This window comes from Mucilaginibacter sp. (assembly GCF_965225845.1).
Classification (GTDB): Bacteria; Bacteroidota; Bacteroidia; order Sphingobacteriales; family Sphingobacteriaceae; genus Mucilaginibacter.
Genome location: NZ_CBDDBL010000001.1, coordinates 748,620 through 773,745 on the forward strand (window position 1 = coordinate 748,620; position 25,126 = coordinate 773,745).

At 41.5% G+C, this 25,126-nt stretch carries 24 protein-coding genes; 7 read left to right on the forward strand and 17 right to left on the reverse strand.

Translation table 11 applies throughout. The annotated features are described in order from the left end of the window. Positions 1-132: 132 nt before the first annotated feature. The 3 genes from rlmF to ACYZ0U_RS03470 are packed head-to-tail and all read left to right on the forward strand — an operon-like array spanning position 133 to position 2,413. Positions 133-1,104, forward strand: a complete 972-nt coding sequence (gene rlmF / locus ACYZ0U_RS03460) for a 23S rRNA (adenine(1618)-N(6))-methyltransferase RlmF (RefSeq protein WP_461449828.1) — start codon at positions 133-135, stop codon at positions 1,102-1,104. After that, positions 1,055-1,993, forward strand: a complete 939-nt coding sequence (locus tag ACYZ0U_RS03465) for a glutamate--tRNA ligase family protein (RefSeq protein WP_461449829.1) — start codon at positions 1,055-1,057, stop codon at positions 1,991-1,993. The genes rlmF and ACYZ0U_RS03465 overlap by 50 nt, the downstream gene beginning before the upstream one ends. 27 nt (positions 1,994-2,020) lie before the next feature. Next, positions 2,021-2,413, forward strand: coding sequence for a DUF1398 domain-containing protein (locus ACYZ0U_RS03470; protein ID WP_461449831.1), 393 nt, complete (start codon positions 2,021-2,023; stop codon positions 2,411-2,413). Between the two features lie 6 nt (positions 2,414-2,419). On the opposite strand, the gene ACYZ0U_RS03475 is transcribed toward ACYZ0U_RS03470, so the two are convergent. The 8 genes from ACYZ0U_RS03475 to ACYZ0U_RS03510 form a co-directional block, all read right to left on the reverse strand. Then, positions 2,420-3,205: a tetratricopeptide repeat protein gene (locus tag ACYZ0U_RS03475; protein ID WP_461449833.1), complete on the reverse strand. Its 786-nt coding sequence runs from the start codon at positions 3,203-3,205 to the stop codon at positions 2,420-2,422. Beyond that, positions 3,183-4,976, reverse strand: coding sequence for a BatD family protein (locus tag ACYZ0U_RS03480; RefSeq protein WP_461449835.1), 1,794 nt, complete (start codon positions 4,974-4,976; stop codon positions 3,183-3,185). Before ACYZ0U_RS03480 ends, ACYZ0U_RS03475 begins: the two co-directional genes overlap by 23 nt. 23 nt (positions 4,977-4,999) lie before the next feature. Then, positions 5,000-5,755 carry a tetratricopeptide repeat protein gene (locus ACYZ0U_RS03485; RefSeq protein WP_461449837.1) on the reverse strand — a complete coding sequence of 252 codons (756 nt, stop codon included), beginning with the start codon at positions 5,753-5,755 and terminating at the stop codon, positions 5,000-5,002. Beyond that, positions 5,752-6,792 carry a vWA domain-containing protein gene (locus ACYZ0U_RS03490; RefSeq protein ID WP_461449839.1) on the reverse strand — a complete coding sequence of 347 codons (1,041 nt, stop codon included), beginning with the start codon at positions 6,790-6,792 and terminating at the stop codon, positions 5,752-5,754. Before ACYZ0U_RS03490 ends, ACYZ0U_RS03485 begins: the two co-directional genes overlap by 4 nt. Next, the gene (locus ACYZ0U_RS03495; RefSeq protein ID WP_461449841.1) at positions 6,792-7,799 is read right to left on the reverse strand and encodes a vWA domain-containing protein; all 1,008 of its coding nucleotides are present in this window, start codon (positions 7,797-7,799) and stop codon (positions 6,792-6,794) included. Before ACYZ0U_RS03495 ends, ACYZ0U_RS03490 begins: the two co-directional genes overlap by 1 nt. Next, positions 7,796-8,758, reverse strand: coding sequence for a hypothetical protein (locus tag ACYZ0U_RS03500; protein ID WP_461449843.1), 963 nt, complete (start codon positions 8,756-8,758; stop codon positions 7,796-7,798). The genes ACYZ0U_RS03495 and ACYZ0U_RS03500 overlap by 4 nt, the downstream gene beginning before the upstream one ends. A 1-nt stretch (position 8,759) precedes the next feature. Further along, positions 8,760-9,641: a DUF58 domain-containing protein gene (locus ACYZ0U_RS03505; RefSeq protein ID WP_461449845.1), complete on the reverse strand. Its 882-nt coding sequence runs from the start codon at positions 9,639-9,641 to the stop codon at positions 8,760-8,762. Positions 9,642-9,835: 194 nt separating this feature from the next. Next, on the reverse strand, positions 9,836-10,891 hold the full coding sequence (locus ACYZ0U_RS03510; RefSeq protein ID WP_461449847.1) for an AAA family ATPase: 1,056 nt from the start codon (positions 10,889-10,891) through the stop codon (positions 9,836-9,838). A gap of 392 nt (positions 10,892-11,283) precedes the next feature. On the opposite strand from ACYZ0U_RS03510, the gene ACYZ0U_RS03515 reads away from it, so the two are divergent. From ACYZ0U_RS03515 to ACYZ0U_RS03525, 3 genes are all read left to right on the forward strand, one after another. Beyond that, a complete protein-coding gene (locus ACYZ0U_RS03515) occupies positions 11,284-12,093 on the forward strand; it encodes an SDR family oxidoreductase (protein WP_461449849.1) in 810 nt (269 codons plus the stop codon). 89 nt (positions 12,094-12,182) lie between these two features. Then, the gene (locus ACYZ0U_RS03520; RefSeq protein ID WP_461449851.1) at positions 12,183-13,169 is read left to right on the forward strand and encodes a glycoside hydrolase family 43 protein; all 987 of its coding nucleotides are present in this window, start codon (positions 12,183-12,185) and stop codon (positions 13,167-13,169) included. 5 nt (positions 13,170-13,174) lie between these two features. Further along, positions 13,175-13,921 (forward strand): YdcF family protein, encoded by a 747-nt coding sequence (locus tag ACYZ0U_RS03525; RefSeq protein WP_461449853.1) that lies wholly within the window; start codon positions 13,175-13,177, stop codon positions 13,919-13,921. Between the two features lie 76 nt (positions 13,922-13,997). On the opposite strand, the gene ACYZ0U_RS03530 is transcribed toward ACYZ0U_RS03525, so the two are convergent. The 6 genes from ACYZ0U_RS03530 to ACYZ0U_RS03555 form a co-directional block, all read right to left on the reverse strand. Next, positions 13,998-15,989 carry a KUP/HAK/KT family potassium transporter gene (locus tag ACYZ0U_RS03530; RefSeq protein ID WP_461449856.1) on the reverse strand — a complete coding sequence of 664 codons (1,992 nt, stop codon included), beginning with the start codon at positions 15,987-15,989 and terminating at the stop codon, positions 13,998-14,000. A 23-nt stretch (positions 15,990-16,012) separates the two neighbouring features. Next, entirely contained in the window at positions 16,013-17,728 is a 1,716-nt protein-coding gene (locus ACYZ0U_RS03535; RefSeq protein ID WP_461449858.1) for a HAMP domain-containing sensor histidine kinase, read from the reverse strand. Between the two features lie 277 nt (positions 17,729-18,005). Further along, positions 18,006-19,349: a sigma-54-dependent transcriptional regulator gene (locus tag ACYZ0U_RS03540; RefSeq protein ID WP_461449860.1), complete on the reverse strand. Its 1,344-nt coding sequence runs from the start codon at positions 19,347-19,349 to the stop codon at positions 18,006-18,008. Between the two features lie 126 nt (positions 19,350-19,475). Continuing rightward, positions 19,476-19,769: a putative quinol monooxygenase gene (locus tag ACYZ0U_RS03545; protein WP_461449862.1), complete on the reverse strand. Its 294-nt coding sequence runs from the start codon at positions 19,767-19,769 to the stop codon at positions 19,476-19,478. Positions 19,770-19,865: 96 nt separating this feature from the next. Then, entirely contained in the window at positions 19,866-20,558 is a 693-nt protein-coding gene (locus ACYZ0U_RS03550) for a hypothetical protein (protein ID WP_461449864.1), read from the reverse strand. Positions 20,559-20,731: 173 nt separating this feature from the next. Beyond that, positions 20,732-21,613, reverse strand: coding sequence for an SDR family oxidoreductase (locus ACYZ0U_RS03555; RefSeq protein WP_461449866.1), 882 nt, complete (start codon positions 21,611-21,613; stop codon positions 20,732-20,734). Between the two features lie 148 nt (positions 21,614-21,761). Between ACYZ0U_RS03555 and ACYZ0U_RS03560 the strand changes: the two genes are divergently transcribed. After that, entirely contained in the window at positions 21,762-22,133 is a 372-nt protein-coding gene (locus ACYZ0U_RS03560; protein ID WP_461449868.1) for a winged helix-turn-helix transcriptional regulator, read from the forward strand. Between the two features lie 312 nt (positions 22,134-22,445). Here the strand turns inward: ACYZ0U_RS03560 and ACYZ0U_RS03565 are convergent, their stop codons facing one another. The 3 genes from ACYZ0U_RS03565 to ACYZ0U_RS03575 all read right to left on the reverse strand — a co-directional run bounded on the left by ACYZ0U_RS03565 (position 22,446) and on the right by ACYZ0U_RS03575 (position 25,020). Continuing rightward, positions 22,446-23,204: an SDR family NAD(P)-dependent oxidoreductase gene (locus tag ACYZ0U_RS03565; protein ID WP_461449870.1), complete on the reverse strand. Its 759-nt coding sequence runs from the start codon at positions 23,202-23,204 to the stop codon at positions 22,446-22,448. A gap of 306 nt (positions 23,205-23,510) precedes the next feature. Continuing rightward, positions 23,511-24,098, reverse strand: a complete 588-nt coding sequence (locus ACYZ0U_RS03570; RefSeq protein ID WP_461449872.1) for a Crp/Fnr family transcriptional regulator — start codon at positions 24,096-24,098, stop codon at positions 23,511-23,513. Positions 24,099-24,267: 169 nt separating this feature from the next. Next, positions 24,268-25,020 (reverse strand): SDR family NAD(P)-dependent oxidoreductase, encoded by a 753-nt coding sequence (locus ACYZ0U_RS03575; protein WP_461449874.1) that lies wholly within the window; start codon positions 25,018-25,020, stop codon positions 24,268-24,270. Positions 25,021-25,126: the final 106 nt, after the last annotated feature.

Consider the following 25,126-nt stretch of genomic DNA (forward strand, 5'->3'; position numbering starts at 1 on the left):
AATCTCAAAGATGTGCTTAATCAAATTTAATAACATTTTGCGTTAATGCATTAATATGGTTTTTTCGATTAGCTAAGTTGTTTGCTTCGGCTTTAGTATATAATAGGTATTCAAAACAACGTACATTTGTACATGCCATCAGAAATAACGCAACCAACATCCGAAAAAGAAAACCTGCACCCGCGAAACCTGCATCGGCAAGGATATGATTTTCCGAAGCTGATAAAAACAACGCTTGAATTAGCCAAATATGTAAAGCCTAATAAATACGAAACGCTTTCCATTAATTTTAGTGATCCGGAAGCAGTAAAAACGTTGAACAGGGCTCTGCTGAAGCAATTTTACGGTATTAAACATTGGGATATCCCGGAAGGATATCTTTGTCCGCCAATACCCGGCAGGGCAGATTACATCCACTATATGGCCGATCTGCTGGCTGAAGGCAATGATGGCGCCATCCCGAAAGGTAAGCAGGTTAGGGTGTTGGATATTGGAACCGGAGCTAATTGTGTTTACCCAATAATAGGTAATAGGGTTTATGACTGGGAGTTTGTTGGGACAGATATCGACCCGGAAGCTATTGCCTCGGCAAATAATAATATTGCATTAAACGCTAAAATAAAAGACAATATAGTTTGCCGTCAGCAAACTAACAAGGCCGATATTTTTAAAAGGATTATTGGCAAGGATGAACTTTTCGATTTAACTATTTGCAACCCGCCATTCCATTCTTCGTGGCTGGAGGCACAAGCCGGTACGAACCGTAAATGGGATAATTTAAATAATGCCAAATCGCAGGCGCCGGTGTTAAATTTCGGCGGGAAGAATAATGAGTTATGGTGCGTAGGCGGCGAGGCTGCGTTTATCAGGAGAATGACCGACCAAAGCGCTTTGTTTAAAAATAACGTTTTGTGGTTTAGTACACTCGTATCAAAAAAAGAAACATTGGCCGGCGTTTATAAGGGTTTGCGCACAGTATCGGCAACCGAAGTTAAAACGATAATTATGTCGCAAGGGCAAAAGGTGAGCCGGATTGTAGCCTGGACCTTTCTAAATGAAAAAGAGCGCACTGAATGGAAGAACAGACATTGGAATAACCAATAAATGTATAATGGTTAACGCTGGCATCGCCTATAATAAAACAAGGATAGCACCCACACCAAGCGGCTTTTTACATACAGGAAATATATTGTCGTTTGCCATTACTGCCGCCTTAGCCAGGCAAAGCGGCGCAAAAATATTATTAAGAATTGATGATATTGACCAGTCACGCGCTAATCCACAATTTGTGCAGGATGTTTTTGATACGCTGAATTTTCTGCAGTTACCCTGGGATGAAGGCCCGCGTAATGTAAAAGATTTTGAAGATAACTACTCACAAATGTACCGGCTGGACCAATACAATTCAGCATTAGATCAACTGCGAACTAATAATTTGGTTTATGCGTGCGACTGTTCGCGTAGGCAATTGAATGAAAGGGAATGCAGCTGCATTGAAAAGCAATTATACTTAGATGCTGAAAATGTAAGCTGGCGTATGATAACAGGCATTAACAAAGACGTCACGGTGAAAGACTATAAGGGTAAATTAATAACGGCTATCCTGCCGGGCGAAATGTGGGATTTCATCGTCCGGAAAAAGGATGGTTTCCCGGCTTATCAGCTCACTTCAGTTGTGGATGACCTGTTTTATGGTGTCGATCTTGTCATCAGGGGAGAGGACCTGTGGGCGTCAACACTTGCCCAGCATCAATTAGCTTCTGCACTTGGAAAGAGTAAATTTGGGAAGATCACTTTTTATCATCATTCCTTAATTACAGATTCATCAGGCAATAAGCTTTCAAAATCGGCGGGTGCAACATCAATTAAGTATTTGCGGGAAAATGGTAAAAGCGCAGAGGATGTTTATCAATTAATTGCAGCGCTATTGGATATTAAAGAACCCATAATGAATTGGGAGCAATTGGCAAATTCTTTCATAAATAAGCATTAGGTTTACACGGCATCATTAATAGGAAATATGTTTACAATCGACCAGATCAAAGCGGCTCACGGAAAAGTTAAAACCGGGGAGGATTTTCAGAAATATATACAGGATATTAAGGCCCTTGGGGTGAAAAGCTTTACAACTTATGTAAGCGATAATCATACAGAATATAATTCAGTTGATGGCGATTTCGTGTCTTCACCGGCAATGTATGAGCCTCTGCCAATTGAAGATAAAGTTGATATCGAAGAGTTCAAAAGTGATCTTGCAATTCACCAGGATGGGCAAACAGGCTATTACCGTTTTTGCCAGGATTGTGCTCGGTCAGGTATTGAAAAATGGATGGTTGACCTGGATGATATGACCTGCATTTATTATGACAAATCAGGTGCCGAAGTTCTTGCAGAAGAAATACCGGAAGCTTAGTCTTTATTAGATATCCTTTACATTATCAACGGTGATCCAGCCAGAATTACCATTAGGCAGTTGTATCTCTATCCAGTTTTGATTGGTTTGCGTGATGGAAACCTTGATGCCATCATGTATCACAAAAAGTGGTTTGCCATTCAGATCAGGTGAACCTTTTACAATAACCGAAGGGCTAAAAACAATAGCCTGGTGGTGCCCGTCAAAATAGTTAAGCTGCCTGTTAGCCATAAAGCTGAATATGACCCCGGCTAAAATAACTACAACTCCTGTAAAGAATGTGGCTTTTTTAAGCAGATATGACCTGGTAAACAGATACCATATCAATAAGCCAAAGCCTGCAATAAAAAATATGGTGCTTAGCCCGGCCAGTTTATTTGCTGGTAATACCAATATGAAGTTATGCCACCACCTGTTTACGAAAAACTCGGGCTGAGCTTCAATCTTGTCTGCTATTTTTAAATTGGCTAACTGAATGTTGATGCTGGTTGCTTCATCATTTGGCGCCAGCTTATGGGCCTTTTCATAATATAAAATTGCCGATGCCATATCGTCCATCTTATAATAAGCATTGCCGGTATTGTAATAAACAACAGCCGACTGATAGCCTGCATTTAAAATTTCCTGGTATGCTTGCACCGCCTGCGGATATTGTCCTTTAGCGTATAGCTGATTCCCTTTTGTAAAAAGTGCATCTATTTTGGTATCACCAAAACAAAACAGGGGCATGGCAAGCAATAACAGCAGGTACAACCCGCGGTTTAGCCGGTTATATTTTATCTTCAATTTCATTGATCGTATTTTTTGCTTTGTCAAACACCTGTTGTTCTGATATCCCGGTTACCGGTGCAAAACGAGCCATTTCGCACAGGTCCATTGTGTCAACCAATTGCCTGGTGGTAATTTCGTCCAGTTTGCGGGTTTGTAATTGTGCTATAATATTTTCCTTGTTCAGGTCTGACACCGGGATGTTCAATTTATCACTCAGGTATCCATAAAGGCCTTTAGCTATTGCGTCATAAAATGCAGCACGGTTGCCCGCGGTTAGTTCTTTTTGGGCAGATGCCAGGTGTTTTGCCGCCATCCTGCTGGCTTCGCGGCTACGCACCTTAACCTGGTCGCTGTTATATTTTGTCAACCAATTACGATAAGCCAGTGCGCCAATAAATAATACAGGCCCTAATAATAATAAAAGGTAGTAAGTAAAGGATCCAAAGAAACCTTCACCTTCTTTAAATACATCTGCTGACGAGGTTTTAATATACCTGATATCATTTCCCAATAACTTAATATCTTGCTGCTCTGTGGAGTTAAATGCCGGTACGTTGGCTTGCGCGTCACCTTTATCAACCTTAATTGTAAAAGATTTAGTTGGAACGGTTATATACCTGCCGCTGGATGGATTAAAGTAAGTAAAGCCTACAGGTGGCAAGGTGATATTACCTTCGTGCCTTGGTATCAGCAAATAGCTAAATTGTCTGCTGCCTGATACACCGTTTGAATCAACCACAATATGATCATTAGTTTTTGGGTCGTATTTTTCAACGTCAACCGGGGTAGTAATCTTAGGCGAGTTGATCAGGTTAAGGTTACCCATACCTGAAATATCAATGGTGTAATTTAGCGTTTCGTTTGCTTTTAGTTCTTTCTTATCTACATCGCTGTAAACAGTGAAATTACCCACCGCGCCGGTAAAGTCGGCTGGTTTGCCTGCTGTCGGCAAGGCCACTGCATGTATTGTTATGGGCTGGCTTTTGGATGAATATTTAAGCTGTTTAACGTTGCCATACATATCATCCAAAACATTTCGAGACGGCAATCTTATTTCCACAATAAAAGATATAGCAAGCGGATCGATAGTCAGGTCGCCGGCATGCTGCGGAAAAAGCATGGATTGTTTTACAGTAGCAACGTTGTAGCGTATACCTTTGTACACCTCACTCTTCCAGGCAATACCTTTACTAGGCACATCTTGATTCCAAAAACCATTTAAATCGGGTGCTTTATCGGGTTGGCCGCCTAAAATGGCAACACGTGTATATATTTTATAATACACTTTGATTTGTTCGCCTACGTAAGCTTTGGTTTTATCGGTTACTGCACGTACAAATATTTGTTTTGACAGATCCTTAACATCAACTTTCGGGTCATTATCAGGTGCGGCGGCTTGCGCTTGTGCCTGTTGTGGCGGAGCTTGGCCTTTAACTTTAATCTTTAAAGGAGCCGTAGTCAGCGTATGGCCATTTATAACTACTGCGGCCGCATCAATAGTAAATGTTCCTTCTTTTTTAGCCGTAATTATAAAGCCATAACTAATACTCATGGTTGATACCCCGTTTACAGACGTAAAGCTTGATTCGAGATTGGGCCCCGATATCACATCGAAATCGTGGAAGTCAGGCTGACTAAAGTGCGTTCCGCCGCCATTCATGGTAAAGTCAACCTCAAATTGTTCGCCTACACCAACGTTGGTTTTGCTTGCAGTAGCCACAAATTTGGCCTGTGCAAAAAGCAAGGTTGTGCAAAACAGGAATGCTATTATAAGGCTAATTCTCTTTTTCATTTATAGGGGTAAAAATAACAAGATTACCAATCTTTTAATACACGTGTACCGGTACCTTTTAGTTTTTTATTTTTCAGCTTATCCTGTGTTCCTTGCTCCTGGTTATTGAGGGCATCTAACATACGTTGGGCGTCATCTTTAGAGATGCCGTCCTTAGGCTGCTCCGGTTGTTTTTGCTGGCCTTGCTTGTTTGGATCCTGCTTACCCGGATCCTGTTTGTTCGGGTCTTGGTTTTGCTTATTCTGGTCCTGGTTCTTTTTGTCAGGGTTGCCTTTATCGTTTTTGTTTTTTTGTTGGTTTTGGTTATTCTGATTGTTTTGATTATTCTGATTATTCTTGTTTTGCTGCTTTTGCTTTTTCAGCATTTCCTGCGCGTACGCCAGGTTATATCGGGTAGCATCATCCTTCGGGTTATCCAGCAAAGCTTTTTTGTAAGCATCGATACTTTCATCATATTTTTTACTTTCAAGCATTGAGTTTCCCAGGTTGTGGTAAGCGCTCGCTTTAACCAGCGGGTCCTTTGTTGAAGATGCTATATTGGTAAAATCTTTGGCGGCATTATCAAACTGCTTTTGTTTGTAAATAGCATCACCCAGGTTAAAATTGCTTTCTAGGGGCATCTTTTTTTTCTGAGCTGCTTTTTGATAGTCCAGTGCAGCCTCTTTAAACTTTTTTTGATCGTAAAGTTTGTTCCCGTTATAAATATCGGTCTTCGCATCCTGCGCGAAAAGCGCTGATGTGCAAACGATCATGAGTATAATTATTATAAATTGCTTCATGGCTTTTTCACTTCAAACAATTTTAAATTGCTTAACCTTAAATTCTTCCTGTTCGATATAAAAAACTCAGCAACAAACAACAGTAAGGCTATTGCCAGAAAAAACTGGAAACGGTCCTCAAAATCCTTAAACGATTTACTATCATATGTTGATTGTTTCATTTTGTGGATCTGATCCATCACTATACCTAAACCGCTGTTAGCATCAGTTGCGCGGATGTAAACGCCATTACCGGATAATGCTATTTGCTTACACATATCCTCATTCAATTTACTGATGACTGTATGCCCGGCACTATCCAAATGGAAACCGTTTTGCTTTCCATTCTCATAAATTGGAACCGGCGCCCCCTGTGGTGAGCCAAAGCCGATAACATGTATTGCAACACCCTTTTCATGCGCGTTTTGCGCAGCGGTAACGGCATCATCCTCATGGTTTTCGCCATCGGTTAACAGTATCATAGCTTTGCTGGTGCCATCCTTAAAGTCAAAGGATTTTACACCCAGGTCGATAGCGGCCCCAATGGCTGTTCCCTGTACGGGAACCATGCCTGTATTAATCGTGTTCAAAAATATTTTAGCGGCAGAATAATCGGTTGTTACCGGCATTTGCACATAAGCTTCACCCGCAAAAACAATAATGCCAATGCGGTCATCGTGCAGGTTGTCAATCAATTGAGCAAGCGCTCTTTTAGCATTATCCAAACGGTTGGGCGCGAAATCCTGTGCGAGCATACTGTTGGAAACATCCAGCAGGATCATAATATCGGCGCCTTTCTTTTTTACTTCATCAGTGTGGCCGCCAACCTGCGGATCGGCAATGCCGATGATCAGAACAGTGTAGGCAACAATAAAGAAAATAAATTTCAGCACAGGCCTTGAGAATGATACCTGCGGCATAATCTTGCTGATCACCGTCTTGTCGCCCAAAGAAGCAAGCGCCCGCTTTTTCCAGCTTCGCACGATCAAAAATACAATGATCAGCAGCGGCACAAGCACCAGGGCCCATAAAATATATGCATTTGCAAATCGTAGCATCAGGTTATAGCTCCTTTAAAAATGGTGTTACTTAATAAAAACTCCAGCGATAACAAAACCAGTGCAATAATGGCATAAGGCAAATAGCGCTCGGTTTTTTTGTGGAATTGGGTTACTGCAATTTTAACTTTCTCCATTTTATCTATCTGCGCGTAAATCTGGGTAAGCTCATTGTTATTTCTTGCCCTGAAATATTTACCGCCGGTTATATCAGCAATTTGGGTTAGCGTTTTTTCGTCTACATCCACCGGGATCATCTGGTAATGCACGTTGCCAAACTGATCTTTCATAGGGTATGGTGCTGAACCATTTGTACCGATACCAACCGTGTAAACACGGATATTAAATTGCTTAGCGATCTCGGCAGCTGTAATTGGAGGTATGGAGCCGGTGTTATTCACCCCATCGGTAAGCAAAATAATAACCTTACTTTTTGCTTCGCTATCTTTTAACCGGTTTACGGCCGTTGCCAAACCCATTCCGATCGCTGTTCCGTCATCAATCATTCCGTTATGAATATCCGAGAATAGATTGATCAGTACATCATGGTCAATGGTTAGCGGGCATTGCGTAAAGCTTTCGCCGCTGAAGATCACCAGGCCGATACGGTCATCCGGACGGGCCTTGATGAAATCGATAGCGATGTTTTTACCGGCCTCTAAACGATTAGGTTTAAAATCTTCAGAAAGCATACTGCCCGAAATATCTGATGCGATCATGATATCTATACCTTCGGTTGTTTCGTTTTCCCAGCTCATTGCAGACTGCGGCCTGGCCAGCGCGATAATTATTGCAATGAAAGCCAGGCACCTGAGCACAATACTATAGTGCCTGAAAATATGCATATTGCTTTTAGACCTTGAGCCAAAACTTTTGGTAGTTGACATGCCTAAAGTGCCTTGAAGTTGACGGTTACGCCACCAGTAATAGGCCACCATTATAGGAATGATGAGCAGCAGCCAAAAAAATCCGGGTTGGGCAAATTCTATTCCGCTTAACCACTTCATTTGGATGGTTCCTCCTTAATCTCAACGGGTTTTGGCACAACCCTGGTTTGTTGGATGAAAATGATGGCATGCTCTAAACTCTGCTCATTTTCATATGGTGTTGGTTGCTGCTTGGCAAATTTCACCAGGTCGGCAAGCGTTAGTATTTGTAATAAAATGCTGTTGCTTTCCTTAGATAACTCCATGTTTTTTAAAGAGAGTAAAATCTCCTCGGTAGTTTGCTCATGAGCTTGTATTCGGTAGCGCTGTTCTAAATAATCACGCAAAATTTCGGTTAGCTCTATATAATATAGTTTTACTTCACCTTGCTGCCAAAGGTTTTTATTCTTAAGCTCATTCAGCCTGTTGATAGCAATCTCATCTATCGTGTAAATACGTTCCGCTTCCAGCTGTTTAATTGGTTTTGGCTTGTTCTTAATGTAGTAAACGATACCTAAGATCAGCAAAACAGCAATCAAAATGCTCACTACCAAAACCCAATGGTCCATTAACCAATCCCAAAGATTGTATGATACTGCGAAAGGCTGCTTAATATCATAAAAAGCCTTGGTCGTATCTACAGGAACTGCTTTTATTTGGAGCGTTATGGTGCCGGTTTTAATATCGCCTGTTTTGGTATGAAAGGTAAACTGCGGCAGCACATAAACACCGGTATCAAACGAGGTTACGGCATAGTTATGACTGATGGTTTCCAGGTTAGGATTCTTTTTATCGATAACTGTATCCGCATTTAATACTTTGGCAATTTTTATCTTACCAATACTATCGGCTATAACCGGGAAAGTAATATCCGTTTTAAGCGGAATACTTGCCGATACATGCAGAATAGTTTGATCGCCGATAGGCATAGATAGTCTGTCAGCCTGGGATTCAACTTTAATGTACTGGGCATTGGCTTTGAAGCCGATGCTGCTTAACAGTAATATAAAAAATAATGCAGAATTAAAAAGTCGCTTCATGTTACCGCCTGCTCTCACGTTTTTTAAATAGTGTCATAAGTGGTTTAACATAAGATTCATGGGTGCCGATACTGGTATAATCAACCCCGGATTTGCTGAAAGTTTCCTTTAAACGGGCATTGCGCTCGGCTGCAGCTTTTTTATAAGTATCGCGAACCTCCTTGCTGCTAGTGTTCACCCATTGCAGGTCGCCGGTTTCACCATCAACCACGGGAATAAGGCCCAGGTTAGGGAACTCTTCTTCATGCTTATCATATAAACGCAAAGCAATAATATCATGCTTTTTATTGGCGATCTTAATCTGGTCGTCAAACGGGCCGCTGATAAAATCAGATATCAGGAACGCTGTGCTGCGCTTTTTGATGGCCCCGGTAAAGTAGCGTAAAGCAACGGCAACGTTAGTCCCCTTGCTTTCCGGCGTAAAGTCTATCAGCTCGCGGATGATCATCAAAATATGGCTGCGGCCTTTTTTTGGCGGGATAAATTTCTCGATCTTATCGCTGAAAAATATCACACCAACCTTATCATTATTTTGAATGGCCGAAAATGCCAATACCGCGCAAAGCTCGGTAGCAATATCCTGTTTTTGCTGGGTAATGGTACCGAAGTTTTCAGAGCCGCTCACATCTATCAGCATCATTACCGTAAGTTCGCGCTCTTCATCAAAAACCTTAACATAAGGATGGTTAAAGCGGGCTGTCACATTCCAGTCAATGGTGCGGATCTCATCACCCGGCTGGTACTCACGAACCTCGTTAAAAGCCATACCACGCCCCTTGAAAGCCGAATGGTATTCGCCCGAAAATAAGTGGTTGCTTAATCCGCGGGTTTTAATTTCGATCTTCCTTACCTTTTTTAGCAGTTCTTTGGTATCCCTTGCCATTGCTGAGTTGAAAGTTGAAGGTTAAAAGTTTAAAGTAAAAGCTTTAACTCTTAGGCCTTCTATTCATATATTGAGTTTAAGGTTAAAAGTTTAAAGTAAAAACTTAAACTCTTATACCTTGTATTTATAATTTACAAGCTTTTTTTATTTGAAAATTGAAGTTTAAGGTAAAAAGACTTTAAACTTTCTACCTATTAAGGTACTTCAATAGCGTTTAAAATGCCGGTAATGATCTGTTCTGAAGTGATGTTCTCCGCTTCAGCCTCGTAGGTTAAACCAACACGGTGCCTTAACACATCATGCGCAATGGCGCGAACATCCTCAGGGATCACATAGCCACGGCGTTTGATAAACGCATAAGCCTTTGCTGCCAGCGCTAAATTGATACTTGCCCTTGGCGATGCGCCAAAACTGATGAGGTTTTTATACTGACCCAGTTTATATTGCTCAGGGAAACGGGTTGCGAAAACAATATCAATAATATATTGCTCTATCTTTTCATCCATGTAAACCTGCCGAACTACCTTGCGCGCGCTGATGATATCATCAGTTTTTACGATAGGATTGATCTTCGGAAAGCCCTGTGCCGAAATATTCGCACGAACGATCTTCATTTCATCCTCTTTAGTTGGATAGCCAATAACTACCTTCAGCATAAAACGGTCAACCTGCGCCTCAGGCAACGGATAGGTACCTTCCTGCTCAATCGGGTTTTGGGTTGCCAGTACTAAAAAAGGTTTTGGCAAGGGGTAGGTATTGTCACCAATGGTTACCTGGCGTTCCTGCATCGCCTCCAAAAGCGCGCTTTGTACTTTGGCAGGTGCACGGTTGATCTCATCCGCCAAAATAAAGTTGGAGAATAACGGGCCTTTACGCACTATAAATTCTTCCTTTTTTTGGTTGTAGATCATTGTGCCTAACAAATCCGCAGGTAACAGATCGGGGGTGAATTGTATGCGGCTGAAATCAGCTTCAACAGCTTTTGATAGCGAATTGATGGCTAATGTTTTTGCCAATCCGGGTACACCTTCTAACAAAATGTGCCCATCAGCTAATAAACCGATCAGTAAACGCTCAACCATATAACGCTGACCAACGATCACTTTATCCATCTCAATTTTTAACAGATCGATAAAAGCGCTTTCCTTTTGGATCATCTCATTCAGGGCACGGATATCAGTCCCATAGGATGAATTGCTTGGTGCGGTATCTGTTATAACCGGTGGTATGCCACTATTTATTTCTTCCATTTGTGTTCGTATTTTGAGGCGTGCAAGTTAAAAAGAGTTGTTTTTTTAATCAAATGCTATCTATTAGATTGTAGTTAGAATTTGTTAAAAAATGTTAAATAACCGCTATAGATCCTATTTAAGGCAGGAGACTTTAGGGGTATTACAGCTGTAAGCAGTTGCTTTGGCAAGTTGGCGTTATTATAGTTGAATTTCAAATTTTAATTGTAATAATGCAGCTATAATCGCAATTACGTGTAAGTATTACACTAAACTGGGAAATTGGGGGAAAATTATGGCAGAGGTGAAGAGCTAAACACTATACTCATCTCACAACAAAAAATCATCTTTAAAATTATCTTCTTCGGCTAAATTAGTATGTTTATAAAAAAATTATCAAGCACTAATAAAAAATGAAAAAAGTAATTCTTGTTACGGGAGCTTCTTCGGGTTTGGGTTTAGCTACAGCAAAAGCCCTCCAGGCTGAAGGCCATACGGTTTACGGTACTTCCCGCGATGCGAAAAAAATGAAAGATGTTCCGTTTAAGCCACTATCGATGGATGTTACCGATGATGCATCGGTTATCACTGCTGTTGATACTATAATTAAAGCCGAAGGCAAAATTGATGTACTAATCAATAACGCGGGTAACGGTATTACTGGTCCGCTTTATGCCATGCCGGTTGATATCGCTAAAAAACAGTTCGAGGTTAATTTTTTTGGCGTGGTGCGCGTGAGTAGTGCGATACTGCCAGGAATGATCGAGAAAAAACAAGGCTTAGTCATTAATATAGGTTCGCTTGCCGGGTTATTTGGCTTGCCTTACCAGGGCTTGTATAGCGCATCAAAATTCGCTATCGAAGGTTACTCCGAAAGCTTGCGCATGGAGTTGCAAAACACCGGTGTTAAAGTTGTTGTTATCAATCCGGGTGATTTTAAAACTGACTTTACCGCAAGCCGCGAAAAGGTTCCATTCCCATTAAAGAACGAGCAATTAAGCAAGGAGTTTGATGCAGCCGTAGCCGCTATGGAAAAGGATGAAAGTATTGGCGCTGATCCGTCAAAACTGGCAGTAAAAATCGTGAGCATTGTGGATTCCAAAAGCCCTAAACATAGTTATTTGGTTGGCGCTTTAGGTCAAACAATAGTTCCAACGTTAAAAGCAACATTGCCGGGGGGCATGTTTGTTAAACTGATGAATGACCACTACGGAATAAAGTAAACCCCCTAATCCCCCGGAGGGGAATAAGAATATTTGAAGGGGATAGTAGTTTTTTTGATTACTATTCCCTTTGTTATTTACATTTTACCATGAAATTTAAAGCAATATTATTTACGATAGCAATTATTGGGTTATACAGTACTTCCATCGCGCAGCAAAAAAAAGAATTATCCGGTAACCCCATCTTCCCGGGATGGAATGCTGATCCTGAAGCTAAGATCTTCCAGGGGCAATACTGGGTATACCCGACTTATTCAGCGCCTTACGAGCGGCAGGTACATATGGATGCCTGGTCATCAAAAGATTTGGTGCACTGGACAAAGCATCCCGATATAATCGATACAGCCGCAGTTAAGTGGGCCAAAAAAGCCATGTGGGCGCCTGCCGTTACCGAAATGGGCGGCAAGTACTATTTCTTTTTTGGGGCGAATGATATCCATGATGATAAAAAGGAGATCGGCGGGATAGGTGTTGGTGTTTCGGATAATCCGGGAGGCCCGTTCAAGGATTATTTGGGTAAGCCACTTATCGGTCAGATCCATAATGGCGCACAACCCATTGACCAGTTTATTTTTAAAGATCATGATGGAACCTATTATATTATTTACGGCGGCTGGCAGCATTGCAATATCGCTAAGCTGAATAAGGATTTCACAGGTTTTATCCCATTTGCTGACGGCACTATCTTTAAATCCATCACGCCCGAGGGTTATGTTGAGGGATCAGTAATGTTTACCCGGAAAGGGAAATATTATTTTATGTGGTCTGAAGGTGGTTGGACCGGACCTGATTACCATGTAGCATATGCTATTGGCGATAAGCCAACAGGCCCGTTTAAACGGATTGGCGTTGTGTTGCAGCAAGATCCTAAGATCGCTACAGGAGCGGGGCATCACTCAGTAATACAAATACCGGGAACGGATGAATGGTATATTGTTTATCACCGCCGCCCGTTAACCGAAACGGACGGCAATCATCGCGTTACTTGTATTGATCATATGTATTTTGATAAGGATGGCTTTATTAAACCGGTTGTTATTACCAACGAAGGCGTAGCGGCGGTACCTTTAAAATAAACTTTATGTATTTTATACTATCTAAAGTATTATTGTTCCTGCTATACCCGGCTTTGTGGGTATTTGTTCTGTTAGTTATTGCGCTGATAATTAAAAATAATAAACGTAAACAACGCCTTTTGATAGTTGCCGCGGTTTTATTATACGTGTTTTCTGTGCCATTGTTTTTAAACCTGTTTGGCCATGCGTGGAGTGTTAAAACCTGTGTGCTTAATAAAAATCAAATTTACAGTTGCGCTATAATTTTAGGTGGATTTTCTTCAGTAGATAAATATGGAAATAGCTTTTTTAACGAAGCATCAGACAGGTTTATTGAAGCGGTTAAATTATATAATACGGGTATTGTTAAACAGGTGTTAGTAAGCGGCGGAAATGGAAGTTTAATACAAGGATATTTTAAAGAAGCTACCTGGGTTAAAACACAGTTGTTGATTTTTAAATTACCCGATACTAGCATCCTGATCGAAAATCAATCAAGAAACACGATAGAAAATGCCGTTTTTTCAAAGCTGTTGTTGCAAAAATCAGGCGTAAAGCCGCCATACTTATTGGTTACTTCTGACTTTCATATGCGGCGTGCACAAATAATATTTGAAAAAAAGGGTATACCTGTTATCCCTTATCCCTGCGATTTTAAAATAAGTCAAAACCATTTTACCTGGAGCGACCTGGTGCCCGACGGGGATGCTTTAGGCAACTGGAATATTTATTTAAAGGAAATTGTTGGCTATGTAGTTGACAAGTGGAAATGAGCAAACAAAAAATCCCTCTCTAAAAAAGAGTGGGATTATATTTACAGGCAAGCCTGCTTTTTTAACAGGGGTATTACTAAACTACGGGCTCCATGGTTACCGGGTCGATTCTTTTAAGCAAAATGTTGCTTACCGGTTTTACAACCAATGGTATTTTCTCAACATAAGTTTCGCTGGTATCCAAGCCGAAAGCTTTAGCTTCGGATAATGCCAGTTTTTTAATACTGAAGTAACTGTTCAGGATAAATGATTCTGATATGCTGAACAGGTTGTTGTACGACAGGAATTTCTCTAATATCACGAAGCGGAAATCAGATACTACCTTGAATTTCTTTAACGATTCGTAAGTGCTGGTAATATCCAGTTCCTTGCGGGCAACCATATCCTCAACTACTTTACGAAACAACACATTCACACGTGGCTGGATACGGAAACCCAAACGGAAATCAACGCGGATTATCTTGCCGGCTTCTACATGGTCAACACTATATTCCATGGTATACGGTTCATCTGTGGTATCAATATGGATGAACCAATAGGTGTCAGCACGCTTTGGGCTCCGGCTCATAATAGAGTAGATGATTTTTTCCTCTATTTGCTTACTGTTGTTAGCTTTGGTAAGATAGATCAGCTGGCTTGAATATTTAGGAATAGTTGTATCCGCGCTTAAAGCGTTCAGCATCGGAATCTGGTCTTTCAGATCGATAAAGTGAAGGAAACGGTTATTGATCTTACGCGCCCTGAACCAGATGTACATGGTAAAGATCAATCCAACCTCAAATACCAGGAAGAAGATTCTCTTCAATAATTTTGCGGCGTTCTCAACAAAGAAAGCAGACTCAACGCATAGGAAAACGCAAAGGATAATGGTTACCACCCATATTGGCCAATGCTTAACATAGCGCATAAAGTAATACATTAAAATGGTGGTCATTAACATGGCTATAGTGATAGAGAAACCATAAGCCGCGGTCATGTGCTCTGATGTTTGAAAATATAAAGTTACCGCAACACAACCAAAACATAATAACCAGTTGATACTTGGGATATAGATTTGTCCGCGGATGTTTGACGGATATTTAATGGTGATGCGCGGCCAAAAGTTCATACTCACGGCTTCGCTTATCAGCGTAAATGAACCGCTTATTAATGCTTGGCTGGCAATAATGGTAGCAAGGGTTGCCAAAGCTACTGCGGGGATCATTAATAAATGAGGATTAGGCACTATAGCGTAAAACGGGTTAAGGTTGGCGAAGTTAGTATTTGCAGGCTGCATTAAAACCCATGCACCCTGACCCAAATAGCTTAACACCAGGGTTGTTTTAACAAAGATCCAGCTAAACTGAATGTTCTTTTTGCCGCAATGGCCCAAATCTGAATATAAAGCTTCGGCACCTGTTGTACATAAAAACACAGCACCCAATAAAGCCAAGCCACCCGGATGTGCAAATAATAATCTTGCACCGTAGTAGGGACTTAAAGCTTTAAAGATTGAGGGATAGTGCATGATTTGAAGCGATCCTAATACGCCGATCATTAAGAACCACATCAACATAACAGGCCCAAATGCCGAGCCTACTACCTTGGTGCCAAATTGCTGGAAGAAGAACAACAATAAAATAATACCGATAACAATACCAATAATTAATTTACTTCCCGGTACAAATGATGCCGCCAATGACGGAACATTGCTTAACCCCTCGATTGCAGAGGTAACAGAAATAGGCGGAGTGATGATACCATCAGCCAGTAAAGTTCCTGCACCAATAATTGCGGGTATTGCGAGCCATTTACCGTAGCGGCGAACCAGCGCGTATAAGGAGAAGATACCGCCTTCACCTTTATTATCAGCCTGTAGGGTGATCAGGATATATTTAAATGTGGTTTGGAGGGTCAATGTCCAGAATATGCAGGAAATAGAGCCTAATACTAATTCTTCGTTGGCTTTGCCACCCTCCGTTAAAAGGGTTTGAAAAACGTAAAGCGGTGAAGTACCAATATCACCGAAGATGATGCCTAATGTTAAAAGCATGCCACCGGCGGTGAGTTTTTTTAAGTGCGGGTTCATTTGATTGTTTGTATGTTGATTAATTATAGGGCTTTGTTAATATTCAAGTTGAAATGGAAACGGCTGCCTTCGCCAACTTCGCTTTCAACACCAATGCTGCCTCCCTGGGCTTCAATAAAGTCCTTTGCTATGGCCAAACCTAGGCCGGTACCTGTTTTATCGGCCTCAGCCCCAGGTATCCTGAAATAGCGCTCAAATATACGTGCAAGATATTTATCATCAATGCCGCGGCCTTCATCTTTTACTGCAAACTCTATTTGATTGTGTTTTTTCTTTACATCCAGCATAATAACTCCATTTTCCGGGCTGTATTTAATGGCGTTTGACAGCAGGTTGATCAATACCCAGGTAGTTTTATCAAGGTCGGCCATAACCTCGGGTAATTTTTCACTGCAGTTTACAGTAATGGTTATTTGTTTCTGATCGGCTAATGAGCTTACTGCCTTAACCGCGTACTCAACTATATTTTTCGGATGGGTATTGCCAAAATGCAGGTTTAACTTGCCTGTTTCCGCTTGTGCAACATCTAATAGCTCAGCGGTAATTTGTAAAAGGCGGTGGGTATCGGCATCAATGTTCTGGATGAGCTGTTTTTGCTCGTTGTTCACTTCCCCAACACGATTGTCTTCCAGTAATTTTAAACTCATGCGGATGGATGCCAGTGGAGTTTTAAGCTCGTGCGATACCGTTGCTATAAAAGTTGTTTTGGCATCGTTCAATTGCTCATAGTCGGTAATGTTTTTCAGGATGATCACCTTGCCAATAATCTTGTCCTCATTCATCACATCCAAAACATCGCGGATAAAATAACTGTCGCGGTTATCAACCGAAATCTTCATTTTAGGTTGGTTAACGTAAAGCATATTACGCAATAGGTCATTTTCAAGCGCGATATTAGGCGCATATTGCGCGGTAAGTTTATCATCCGACATGCCAATAAGCGAGCAAGCCACTTTATTGGCAAAGATAATGAATTGCTTATCATCTAACCCCACAATAGCATCACTCATAGAGTTGATGATGGTTTCGATCCTTTTTTTCTCAAATATCACGCTGGCCAGGTTACTGCTTTCGTAATCTTTTAATTTGCCTGCCATCTGGTTAAAGGCAATAGCCAGGTCGCCGAATTCATCCTTAGCCGGGAATACCAGGCGTTTGCTGTAATTTTTATTGGCGATCTCCTTAATACCCGAGATCAGTTCCCTTATCGGGTTAGCAATGTAGCTCGGGAAATTAACTACAAAGGTAAAGGCGATTAAAAAACACAGGGAGCCTATAAGTGATACTAAAATAATTGCATCGTCTGCAGTACTGGTGGCTTTGGTATTGCGATGCTCAATGCCATTCATATTAAGCTGCATAATATTGTACAATATGCCGCGAATTTTAGCGCTTAGCGGAGTTATGAAAGCCGGGTTCTTTACGTTTTGTTTATAAATTTCAAAATTCGAGCGCAAAGAATCTGCTAATTGCTCTTCGCCGGGTTCGGTTATATTTTGTTCTTCTTTGCTGATGTTCGCCTCGATGGTTTGCAGCTTGGTAGAGATGCTTACGGTTGGAGGATAATCAAGCGCCTGCTCAATATTTTTAACATAAACCAACGAGCGGTAATTATCCTTTAAAATAGCTTTTGAGTCATTTGACAGTCGGGTCAAATAATAATCGGCCATGCCTGAACAGATAAGCGCCATCAAAAAGATGAAGCCTATACCTACACGAAGTTTGTTTTTTATGTTCATGATACTGCGAACCTGATACTTACATCAATAAATAAAGTGCCAACTAAAGGCAATCATTTTTATTTTATTGAAATTCAGATAATTAAATATAAAGCTTACTTAGTTTTTAACTTACACTTAAGCTGCAACCATATCATTTTGATATGGTATTATCAAAATGGGATGGTTTTAGAGTGATTGTAATGTCGGGCACATACAAATATCGAAATTGTGATTTGGATTAGTGCTGACAGTATTTTGTCAGTAGAGAAAAATGCAATGATTTAGAGCGAAAACGTTATTCCAACCCGTATTCCTTCAGCTTCCGGTAAAGTGTAGCGATGCCGATATTCAGCAAACGTGCGGTTTCAGCGCGGTTGCCCTGGGTATGTTTAAGTACCCGCATAATATGTTGTTGTTCGATAGCTGAAAGCTCAAAAGTTGAAGCTGAACCCGGCGCGGCGGGTGTGGCATCAAATTCGTAAGGTAATACCGAGGTATCAAGTTCGGTGCCATCGCACATAATAACGGCTCGTTCAATGATGTTTTTTAACTCGCGCACGTTGCCGGGCCAGTTGTAGCCCTCCAGTTTGCTATAAAAGCCGGGTGTGGCACCGGTTATTTGTGTGTTTACTTTGGATGCGTATTGCTGAATGAACATTTTGGCTAATATCGGGATATCTTTTCTTCGTTCGCGCAACGATGGCAGCGTGATCTGGAATACGGATAACCTGTAAAAAAGATCTGAACGGAATTGGTCCTTGTTTACTTCCTCCTGCAGGTTGCGGTTGGTCGCAGCCAGTATGCGTACGCTTACTTTAGTGGTTTTGGTATCGCCAATTTTGATGAATTGCTGCGATTCTAGCACGCGTAATAATTTGGCTTGCAGGTCATGGTCCAGCTCGCCTATTTCATCTAAAAAAATAGTGCCGCCGTTAGCTTCTTCAAATAATCCCTTTTTATCCTTAACAGCCCCTGTGAATGAGCCTGCCTTATGCCCGAATAACTCGCTTTCCAGTAATTCTTTACTAAAAGCACTGCAATTAATAGCTACGAATGGCTTGGCATTCCGCGGACTTGCCTGGTGGATCGCCTCAGCGAAAACTTCCTTGCCTGTACCTGTTTCCCCTAAAATAAGTACAGTCGTGTCAGTAGTAGCCACTCGGCGGGCAAGATTAATAGCAGTTGTGATTGCAGGCGATGTGCCTACAATACGGTCAAAGCCAAAACGCGAGCTTAACTTATTTTCAAGGTCGGCAACACGGCGTTGCAAAATGGCTTTGTCCATCGCCTTGTTAACCAACGGGATTATCTTTTCATTATCATCGCCTTTGGTGATGTAGTCGAACGCGCCATTTTTAATGGCGGTTACGCCATCGTTAATGGTGCCGTAGGCGGTAAGTACAATAATTTCTATGGGAGGATAAGCGGATTTAATGGTTTTGGTTAATTCGATGCCATTGATGTCGGGCAGCTTCACATCGCTGATCACCACATCAACAACTTCCTGCTCCAGCTTGCGCAATCCCTCTTTGGCGGTGGCAGCCTCAATTACTTCGAAGCCCTCTAACTGTAAAATGCGGGCAAGCAGCTTGCGCAAGCGCTCCTCATCATCAATAACCAGTAATTTACCTTTTGCCATCTTAAAGCAAAGATAAGTTTTAGTATTGAGTAGTTGGTATCAAGTATAAGACTTTGGATGTCCGATTAACCAGGTTATAATAAACATTAATGTAGATGCCTGCACAAGCACACTAATGCTTATTGATTATTTAACAGCTAAGAGAGCTACCTTTTCAATAATGGGGTCTGTTGCTAACAATTCAGCTGCATTTTCCATTAAGGCTTTGGCTATCGGGCCGGTCAAATGTGCATCGCGGCCTTCTTCAGCTTCAAACGTGTCAAAAATTCCAAAAGTTGACGGGCTTAATTGTAAAGCATACCACCTGATGGTTCCGGTTTCATTTTCTGCCAACGGAAGTGCACTTTTTAAAAATTCTGCAACTTCATGCTCTTTTCCCGGTTTAGCTTCAAGCCTTGCCAGTAATGCTAATTTTTCCATTTGTGGTTTTTAAAGTCTAATAATCATTTATCTGATTATTAGTAGTTATAATCAAGCAAACCTTACATAAGTTTTAAAATTTTAAAATATAAATCGTTACTCCCAGAATCCCTGTGCCTTGATCTTGTTTGACGCGATGCCGCGCTGTTTTAAATAATTGCGTACCTCAATAACCATTGTTGTGTTGCCTGCAATGCAGATCCCATCATAAATTATTACCGGTTGCTGGTCCAAAAAAGCCAGTATGCTTTCGGTATAGCCGTTATGTAGCGGGATGGATTTTAAACCGAAATCCGGATAAAAATACCTGAGCTGTTTGCAATGCTCAATATCAGGGATAATAATAGCGCCTGAAATGTTGGGATTGTGATTGGCCAGTTGCTTCAACGCCAGGAAATGGCCGACCGCGCTCTGATCACCCAGGAAAAGCCATTTACCATGGTCCATTGCCGGGTAGCGGTGTTGTTCTGTTTTAAGGTAACTGATCTCATCGGATTTGCTGAGCGATTTTACCCATTCGGCTCCCGCGCCATTGTGTGCGGCGTGGATCATCAGCGTACAGGTGCGGGTTTCGACATCCCAGCCCGAAACGGTATAATCATTAAATGTTAATGGCGCTACACGGCATTTCAAGTGTTGCACAGTATTTGTCTTGCTGAAATCAGCGTCGGGCACATGGAGGTCTACCTCAAAAAAAGTATCGTTATGCCAGGGGCGGATATCGAGTATTAATGCTTGTTTGGTCAGTTGTTTTTCCAATAACTGGATCGCTTTGTGTTTAAAACTCATAAAAACGTAAGGTTGTTATAGGTTTGGACGATTGAGGTAGGATAAGATTTTAAATTATTTTGAGATAATTACGTTATTGCTGGCGAAGCGTGGCAATCCCCTACCTACAGATCGGTTCTGCAGATTGGCGATACCACGCCGGTTCTCTCCTATCAATAACACTTCGGGAATAATCATTTCTTACCGTATGCTACCTTCAACAAATCAGTAAACGGAGCAGGTTTACGACCCAAGATATTCTCAAATTCGCTATCTACCTGGTCAAATTCGCCTTGTTTAATAGCCTCTGCAAAGCCTGATAGCATATGCACAAATATTTCGGGTACACCGGCTTTGTTCAATGCGGCAATATATTCCTCTTGTGATGGCGATGCATAACCTATCTGCTTGCCTATAATTTCGCTGATTGCGGCAGCTACTTCAGCCCAGGTTACGCCGGTTGCGCCGGTTAGTACCACAGCTTTGTTTTCATATTTGCCGGTTTCGTCCAATAATAAATTGGCGCCTGCTTCAGCCAGATCTTCGCGCAGCGCGAATGTGGTTTTGCCATCTGCTGCAGGGAAAACAAGCGTACCCATATCCAATAAATGCTCGCCTGCAAAATTCGGGATGATATCAGCATAAAGCGTATGTTGAAGAAAAGTATACTTTAAGCCGGATGCCTTAAGTTTGTTTTCAGTATCCAGGTGCGCTTCTTCGATCAGGTATATTGGTGATGAAGGGGTTTCGTTTTTGCGTTGTGTGCTGGTGTAGAATACGTGTTTTACGCCGGCTTCTTTTGCCGCGTTGATCACATTTTCGTGTTGCGGTATGCGGTTAGGGATATCATTGCCGGATACAAAATATATCTTTTCAACACCTGTAAATGCCGCAACTAATGATGCGTAATTATTGTAGTCGCCGATGTTTACCTTAACGCCTTTTGCTTTCAGGTCTACTGCTTTTTCTGCGCTGCGGGCCAATATACTGATGTTTGCCGCTTCGGTTTTAGCTAATAATGTTTTTACTACTGCACCGCCTAATGGGCCTGTGGACCCTGTTACTAAAATTTTCATGATTTATTTTTCTACTATTTAATTTAAAACCAAAATAGTTACTTACTTTTGGATACCTAAAGGTAAATAGTTACTAAGAGCTCTGCAAGAAGGTACTTTTAAATCAGTCACTTACTTTAAAGTGACTATTATTGATTTACAGGCAATTATGATAGAAGAAAATTTAAAAAAATATTCAGGGGTAGGCGATTGCCCGGTTAGAAACGTGCTGGATAGGATAGGCGACAAGTGGTCCATCCTGGTAATTGGCTTGTTAGGCGACTGCGGGACACTGCGTTTTAACGAACTGAACCACAAGATCGGCAACATATCACAGAAAATGCTGACGGTAACCTTAAAATCTTTAGAGGCCGATGGGCTGCTATCCCGAAAAATATACCCGGTGATACCTCCTCGTGTGGAATATACCCTTACCCCGCTTGGCGAAAGTTTATTGCCTGCTCTTGAGCACCTAACCAATTGGGCTTTTGAAAACATGCCGGAGATACTGGACTCGAGGAAGGCGTATGCGGAGCGGTAGTTTAATCGGCAATGCAATAATGTTTGGATTGAAACAGCGCCTGAATAATCCCGAAACGGCCTGATATACAACCGGATATAACCGGAACAAAACTTGTTAGCCGAAACAAGACTGAACACAAAAAATACTACCTGTCAACAAGTTATCAATTTGAAATTGTTTCGCTGCTGAAACATGCCTTTATTGTAAATGATTGTTTTTGAATTATTTATAAAATAGTTGTTTCACTGGTTGAAACACCAAATTGTATGGTAAGACACAAAAAAATCCCTGCTTCCGGTTAGAAGCAGGGATCTGTAAAAAATAGCTTAATTAAAAACCATACATACCGCCTGAAACGGAAAGTTGCTCTCCCGTTATCCAGGCTGCATCATCAGATGCAAGAAAAACCGCAGCTTTTGCAATATCTGCAGGTTGGCCCCTGCGGCCGAGTGGTGTTTTCTCAACAAACATTTTCTCATATTCGCTGCCGGCAGTTACGCCCGCGCTTGCCGCGCCTTCGGTGTCCGTAGCGCCCGGTAAAATAGAATTGATCCGAACGTTTTTAGCACCCAACTCTTTCGATAAGGCAATCGTCAGCGCGTCTAATGCGGCTTTGGTTGCAGAGTACAACGAAGCCCCCGGAAGCGGGTATTTGCTTGCCCCCGAACTGATGTTGATGATGTTGCCGCCCTTGTCGCCAAAAGCTTTCAACGCTGCCTGTATGGTAAGCACCGGGCCCAAAACATTCACGTTGAAATGCTGATGAAATTCTTCCTCTGATACCTGCTCAATAGGTAAGTATCCCTGGTGTACCGCGTTGTTCAACAAAACATCCAGTGCGCCGAAAGCCTTGTTGGTTTCTTCAAACAACCGGGCTACATCAACTGCATTGGAAACATCGGCTTGTACTGCAATAGCTGTGCCGCCCATATCGGTTATCTCCTTTACCACTTTATCCGCACCTTCTTTACTCGAGGCATAATTCACCACTACTTTAGCGCCTGCCGCTGCAAAGTGTTTTGCTATGGATGCACCTATTCCTTTTGAAGCACCGGTAACTACCGCTACCTTGTTTGTTAATTTACTCATGATCTTTTTATATTAATTATTGAAATTCCGCGGATGTGTTTTCCGTTCGGAATTATATCCAAAGATGCAGCCCCAGCACGGACTAATTATTGACATAAATCATAAAGTGTGCTTGATAAAAGTCAATTCATGATCGTGACTTAAATCGGGACTGTATGATAACTTATTATAAATTATAAACTTAAGATAGCTGAAAAAAAAGAAGCACATAGGCTGAAAGATCACAAAGGCATATTTTGCATTGTTGAGTAATTTTTACATTCAGGAAGCTATATTGAAGGGTTTGCCGAAACGGCAATCAGAAATCTATTTAAAGGAGTTTTTCCTTATCCTGCTCAAAGTTTCAGGTGATATACCAAGGTAAGAAGCGATCATGTTTTGCGGGAACCGTTGTAGAAATTGCGGATAATTGCTTACCAAATTTTCGTAACGTTCTTCAGCCGTATAGCTTATGGCGGCCTGCATCCTTCTCTGGTTTGCAATAGTGTAATTTTGGCTGATCACGATTGACATCGCGGCAAAAGCAGGTATATTTTTAAGGAACTCCTCAATTTGAGCATTGGTTGATTGCAGCACCTCCATGTCTTCCAGTGCTTCAATATTAAAACGACTTGGCGTTAACAAGTAAAAGCTTTCAAAATCGGCCAACCACCAATTTTCCAAGGCTAATTTTAGGATGTTTTCATGCCCTTTTTCGTCAACCGTAAATGTCCTGGCAGATCCTTTTACTATAAACCCAATATATTTGCATACGTCTCCTTCCTGCAAAAAATATTGCCGTTTTCTAAGCTTTTTAGGCTTGAAGTGCGCCATCAACAAATGCTTATCATCAGCCGAAAGCAGTTTGCCTGATATTTCCTGGATGTAATCGAAAAATACTTCAAAATTGGACATTGCAACCGTATATAATCATCCGCAATTTACTCAAGCTGCCCGATAAACTAATAAAAAACAAACATCATATTTGATCACAAAAAATCCCTGCCTCTTGAAGAAACAGGGATTGAAGATACTTCGTATCGAAATTTGCGATTACGATCATCACTCGAACCGGATCAAATCCTTACTTAGACAAATAAGTCATACCACCATCAACCAACAATTCGGCACCAAGCATAAACGAAGAATCATCAGAAGCCAGGAATACCGCCGTTGTACCAATGTCAGCTGGTTGGCCGATCCTGCCTATCGGCATTTGGTCTGCAAAGTGTTTTTTTACCGCTTCCATTTGTTCCGCAGGCACGAATTTGTCAAATGCAGGTGTATCTGTTGTGCCCGGTGTGATCACATTTGCCCTGATCTTTCTATCTAAAAGGTCGCTTGAAAATCCTTTGGCTAAATAAATTACAGCCGCTTTTGCCGCGCCATAAAGCGTGAAATTAGCATAGGCCCTATGCGCTGCATTCGACCCGATCAAAATAACAGAACCGCCATCATTCATATAAGGCAATGCTTTTTGAACAGTGAAGTAAACACTTTTCAGGTTCAGATCAATCGCTTTGTCAAAGTCGGCTTCGCTAAAAGTTGCTACAGTTCCTACCGCTCCGGCACCTGCATTGGCTACCACCACATCTATTTTACCAAATTTGTCGGCTGTTTGTTTAAACACACGCTCCAGATCGGCAAGGTTAGTTACATCGGCATTTATGGCTATAAAATTATTGCCAAGCTTTGCCACTGCGCTATCTAAAGTCTGCTGGTTTCTGCCTACGATAGCGCCTTTAGCGCCTTCGTTTTTAAATGCTTCGGCAATGCCAAAACCTATACCACTATTGCCGCCCGTAATTACGGCTACCTTATTTTCTAATCTGCTCATTTTTTTTTCAATTAAGATGTGAGCGACAAAGGTAGATTAACTAAGTTATTATTAGTAACTTCGTACTGATAAATAACAGTAACATCGGTGTAACCAAGTAACAAAG

Coding starts and splice junctions, on each gene's coding strand:
- ACYZ0U_RS03485 (WP_461449837.1), bottom strand. CDS start 5,755: ATGAAGCAATTTATAATAATTATACTCATGATCGTTTGCACATCAGCG.
- ACYZ0U_RS03500 (WP_461449843.1), bottom strand. CDS start 8,758: ATGAAGCGACTTTTTAATTCTGCATTATTTTTTATATTACTGTTAAGC.
- ACYZ0U_RS03570 (WP_461449872.1), bottom strand. CDS start 24,098: ATGTCCAATTTTGAAGTATTTTTCGATTACATCCAGGAAATATCAGGC.
- ACYZ0U_RS03545 (WP_461449862.1), bottom strand. CDS start 19,769: ATGGAAAAATTAGCATTACTGGCAAGGCTTGAAGCTAAACCGGGAAAA.
- ACYZ0U_RS03515 (WP_461449849.1), top strand. CDS start 11,284: ATGAAAAAAGTAATTCTTGTTACGGGAGCTTCTTCGGGTTTGGGTTTA.
- ACYZ0U_RS03490 (WP_461449839.1), bottom strand. CDS start 6,792: ATGCTACGATTTGCAAATGCATATATTTTATGGGCCCTGGTGCTTGTG.
- ACYZ0U_RS03505 (WP_461449845.1), bottom strand. CDS start 9,641: ATGGCAAGGGATACCAAAGAACTGCTAAAAAAGGTAAGGAAGATCGAA.
- ACYZ0U_RS03540 (WP_461449860.1), bottom strand. CDS start 19,349: ATGGCAAAAGGTAAATTACTGGTTATTGATGATGAGGAGCGCTTGCGC.
- ACYZ0U_RS03470 (WP_461449831.1), top strand. CDS start 2,021: ATGTTTACAATCGACCAGATCAAAGCGGCTCACGGAAAAGTTAAAACC.
- ACYZ0U_RS03495 (WP_461449841.1), bottom strand. CDS start 7,799: ATGAAGTGGTTAAGCGGAATAGAATTTGCCCAACCCGGATTTTTTTGG.
- ACYZ0U_RS03565 (WP_461449870.1), bottom strand. CDS start 23,204: ATGAGTAAATTAACAAACAAGGTAGCGGTAGTTACCGGTGCTTCAAAA.
- ACYZ0U_RS03555 (WP_461449866.1), bottom strand. CDS start 21,613: ATGAAAATTTTAGTAACAGGGTCCACAGGCCCATTAGGCGGTGCAGTA.
- ACYZ0U_RS03520 (WP_461449851.1), top strand. CDS start 12,183: ATGAAATTTAAAGCAATATTATTTACGATAGCAATTATTGGGTTATAC.
- ACYZ0U_RS03510 (WP_461449847.1), bottom strand. CDS start 10,891: ATGGAAGAAATAAATAGTGGCATACCACCGGTTATAACAGATACCGCA.
- ACYZ0U_RS03560 (WP_461449868.1), top strand. CDS start 21,762: ATGATAGAAGAAAATTTAAAAAAATATTCAGGGGTAGGCGATTGCCCG.
- ACYZ0U_RS03475 (WP_461449833.1), bottom strand. CDS start 3,205: ATGAAATTGAAGATAAAATATAACCGGCTAAACCGCGGGTTGTACCTG.
- rlmF (WP_461449828.1), top strand. CDS start 133: ATGCCATCAGAAATAACGCAACCAACATCCGAAAAAGAAAACCTGCAC.
- ACYZ0U_RS03530 (WP_461449856.1), bottom strand. CDS start 15,989: ATGAACCCGCACTTAAAAAAACTCACCGCCGGTGGCATGCTTTTAACA.
- ACYZ0U_RS03550 (WP_461449864.1), bottom strand. CDS start 20,558: ATGAGTTTTAAACACAAAGCGATCCAGTTATTGGAAAAACAACTGACC.
- ACYZ0U_RS03575 (WP_461449874.1), bottom strand. CDS start 25,020: ATGAGCAGATTAGAAAATAAGGTAGCCGTAATTACGGGCGGCAATAGT.
- ACYZ0U_RS03480 (WP_461449835.1), bottom strand. CDS start 4,976: ATGAAAAAGAGAATTAGCCTTATAATAGCATTCCTGTTTTGCACAACC.
- ACYZ0U_RS03525 (WP_461449853.1), top strand. CDS start 13,175: ATGTATTTTATACTATCTAAAGTATTATTGTTCCTGCTATACCCGGCT.
- ACYZ0U_RS03465 (WP_461449829.1), top strand. CDS start 1,055: ATGAAAAAGAGCGCACTGAATGGAAGAACAGACATTGGAATAACCAAT.
- ACYZ0U_RS03535 (WP_461449858.1), bottom strand. CDS start 17,728: ATGAACATAAAAAACAAACTTCGTGTAGGTATAGGCTTCATCTTTTTG.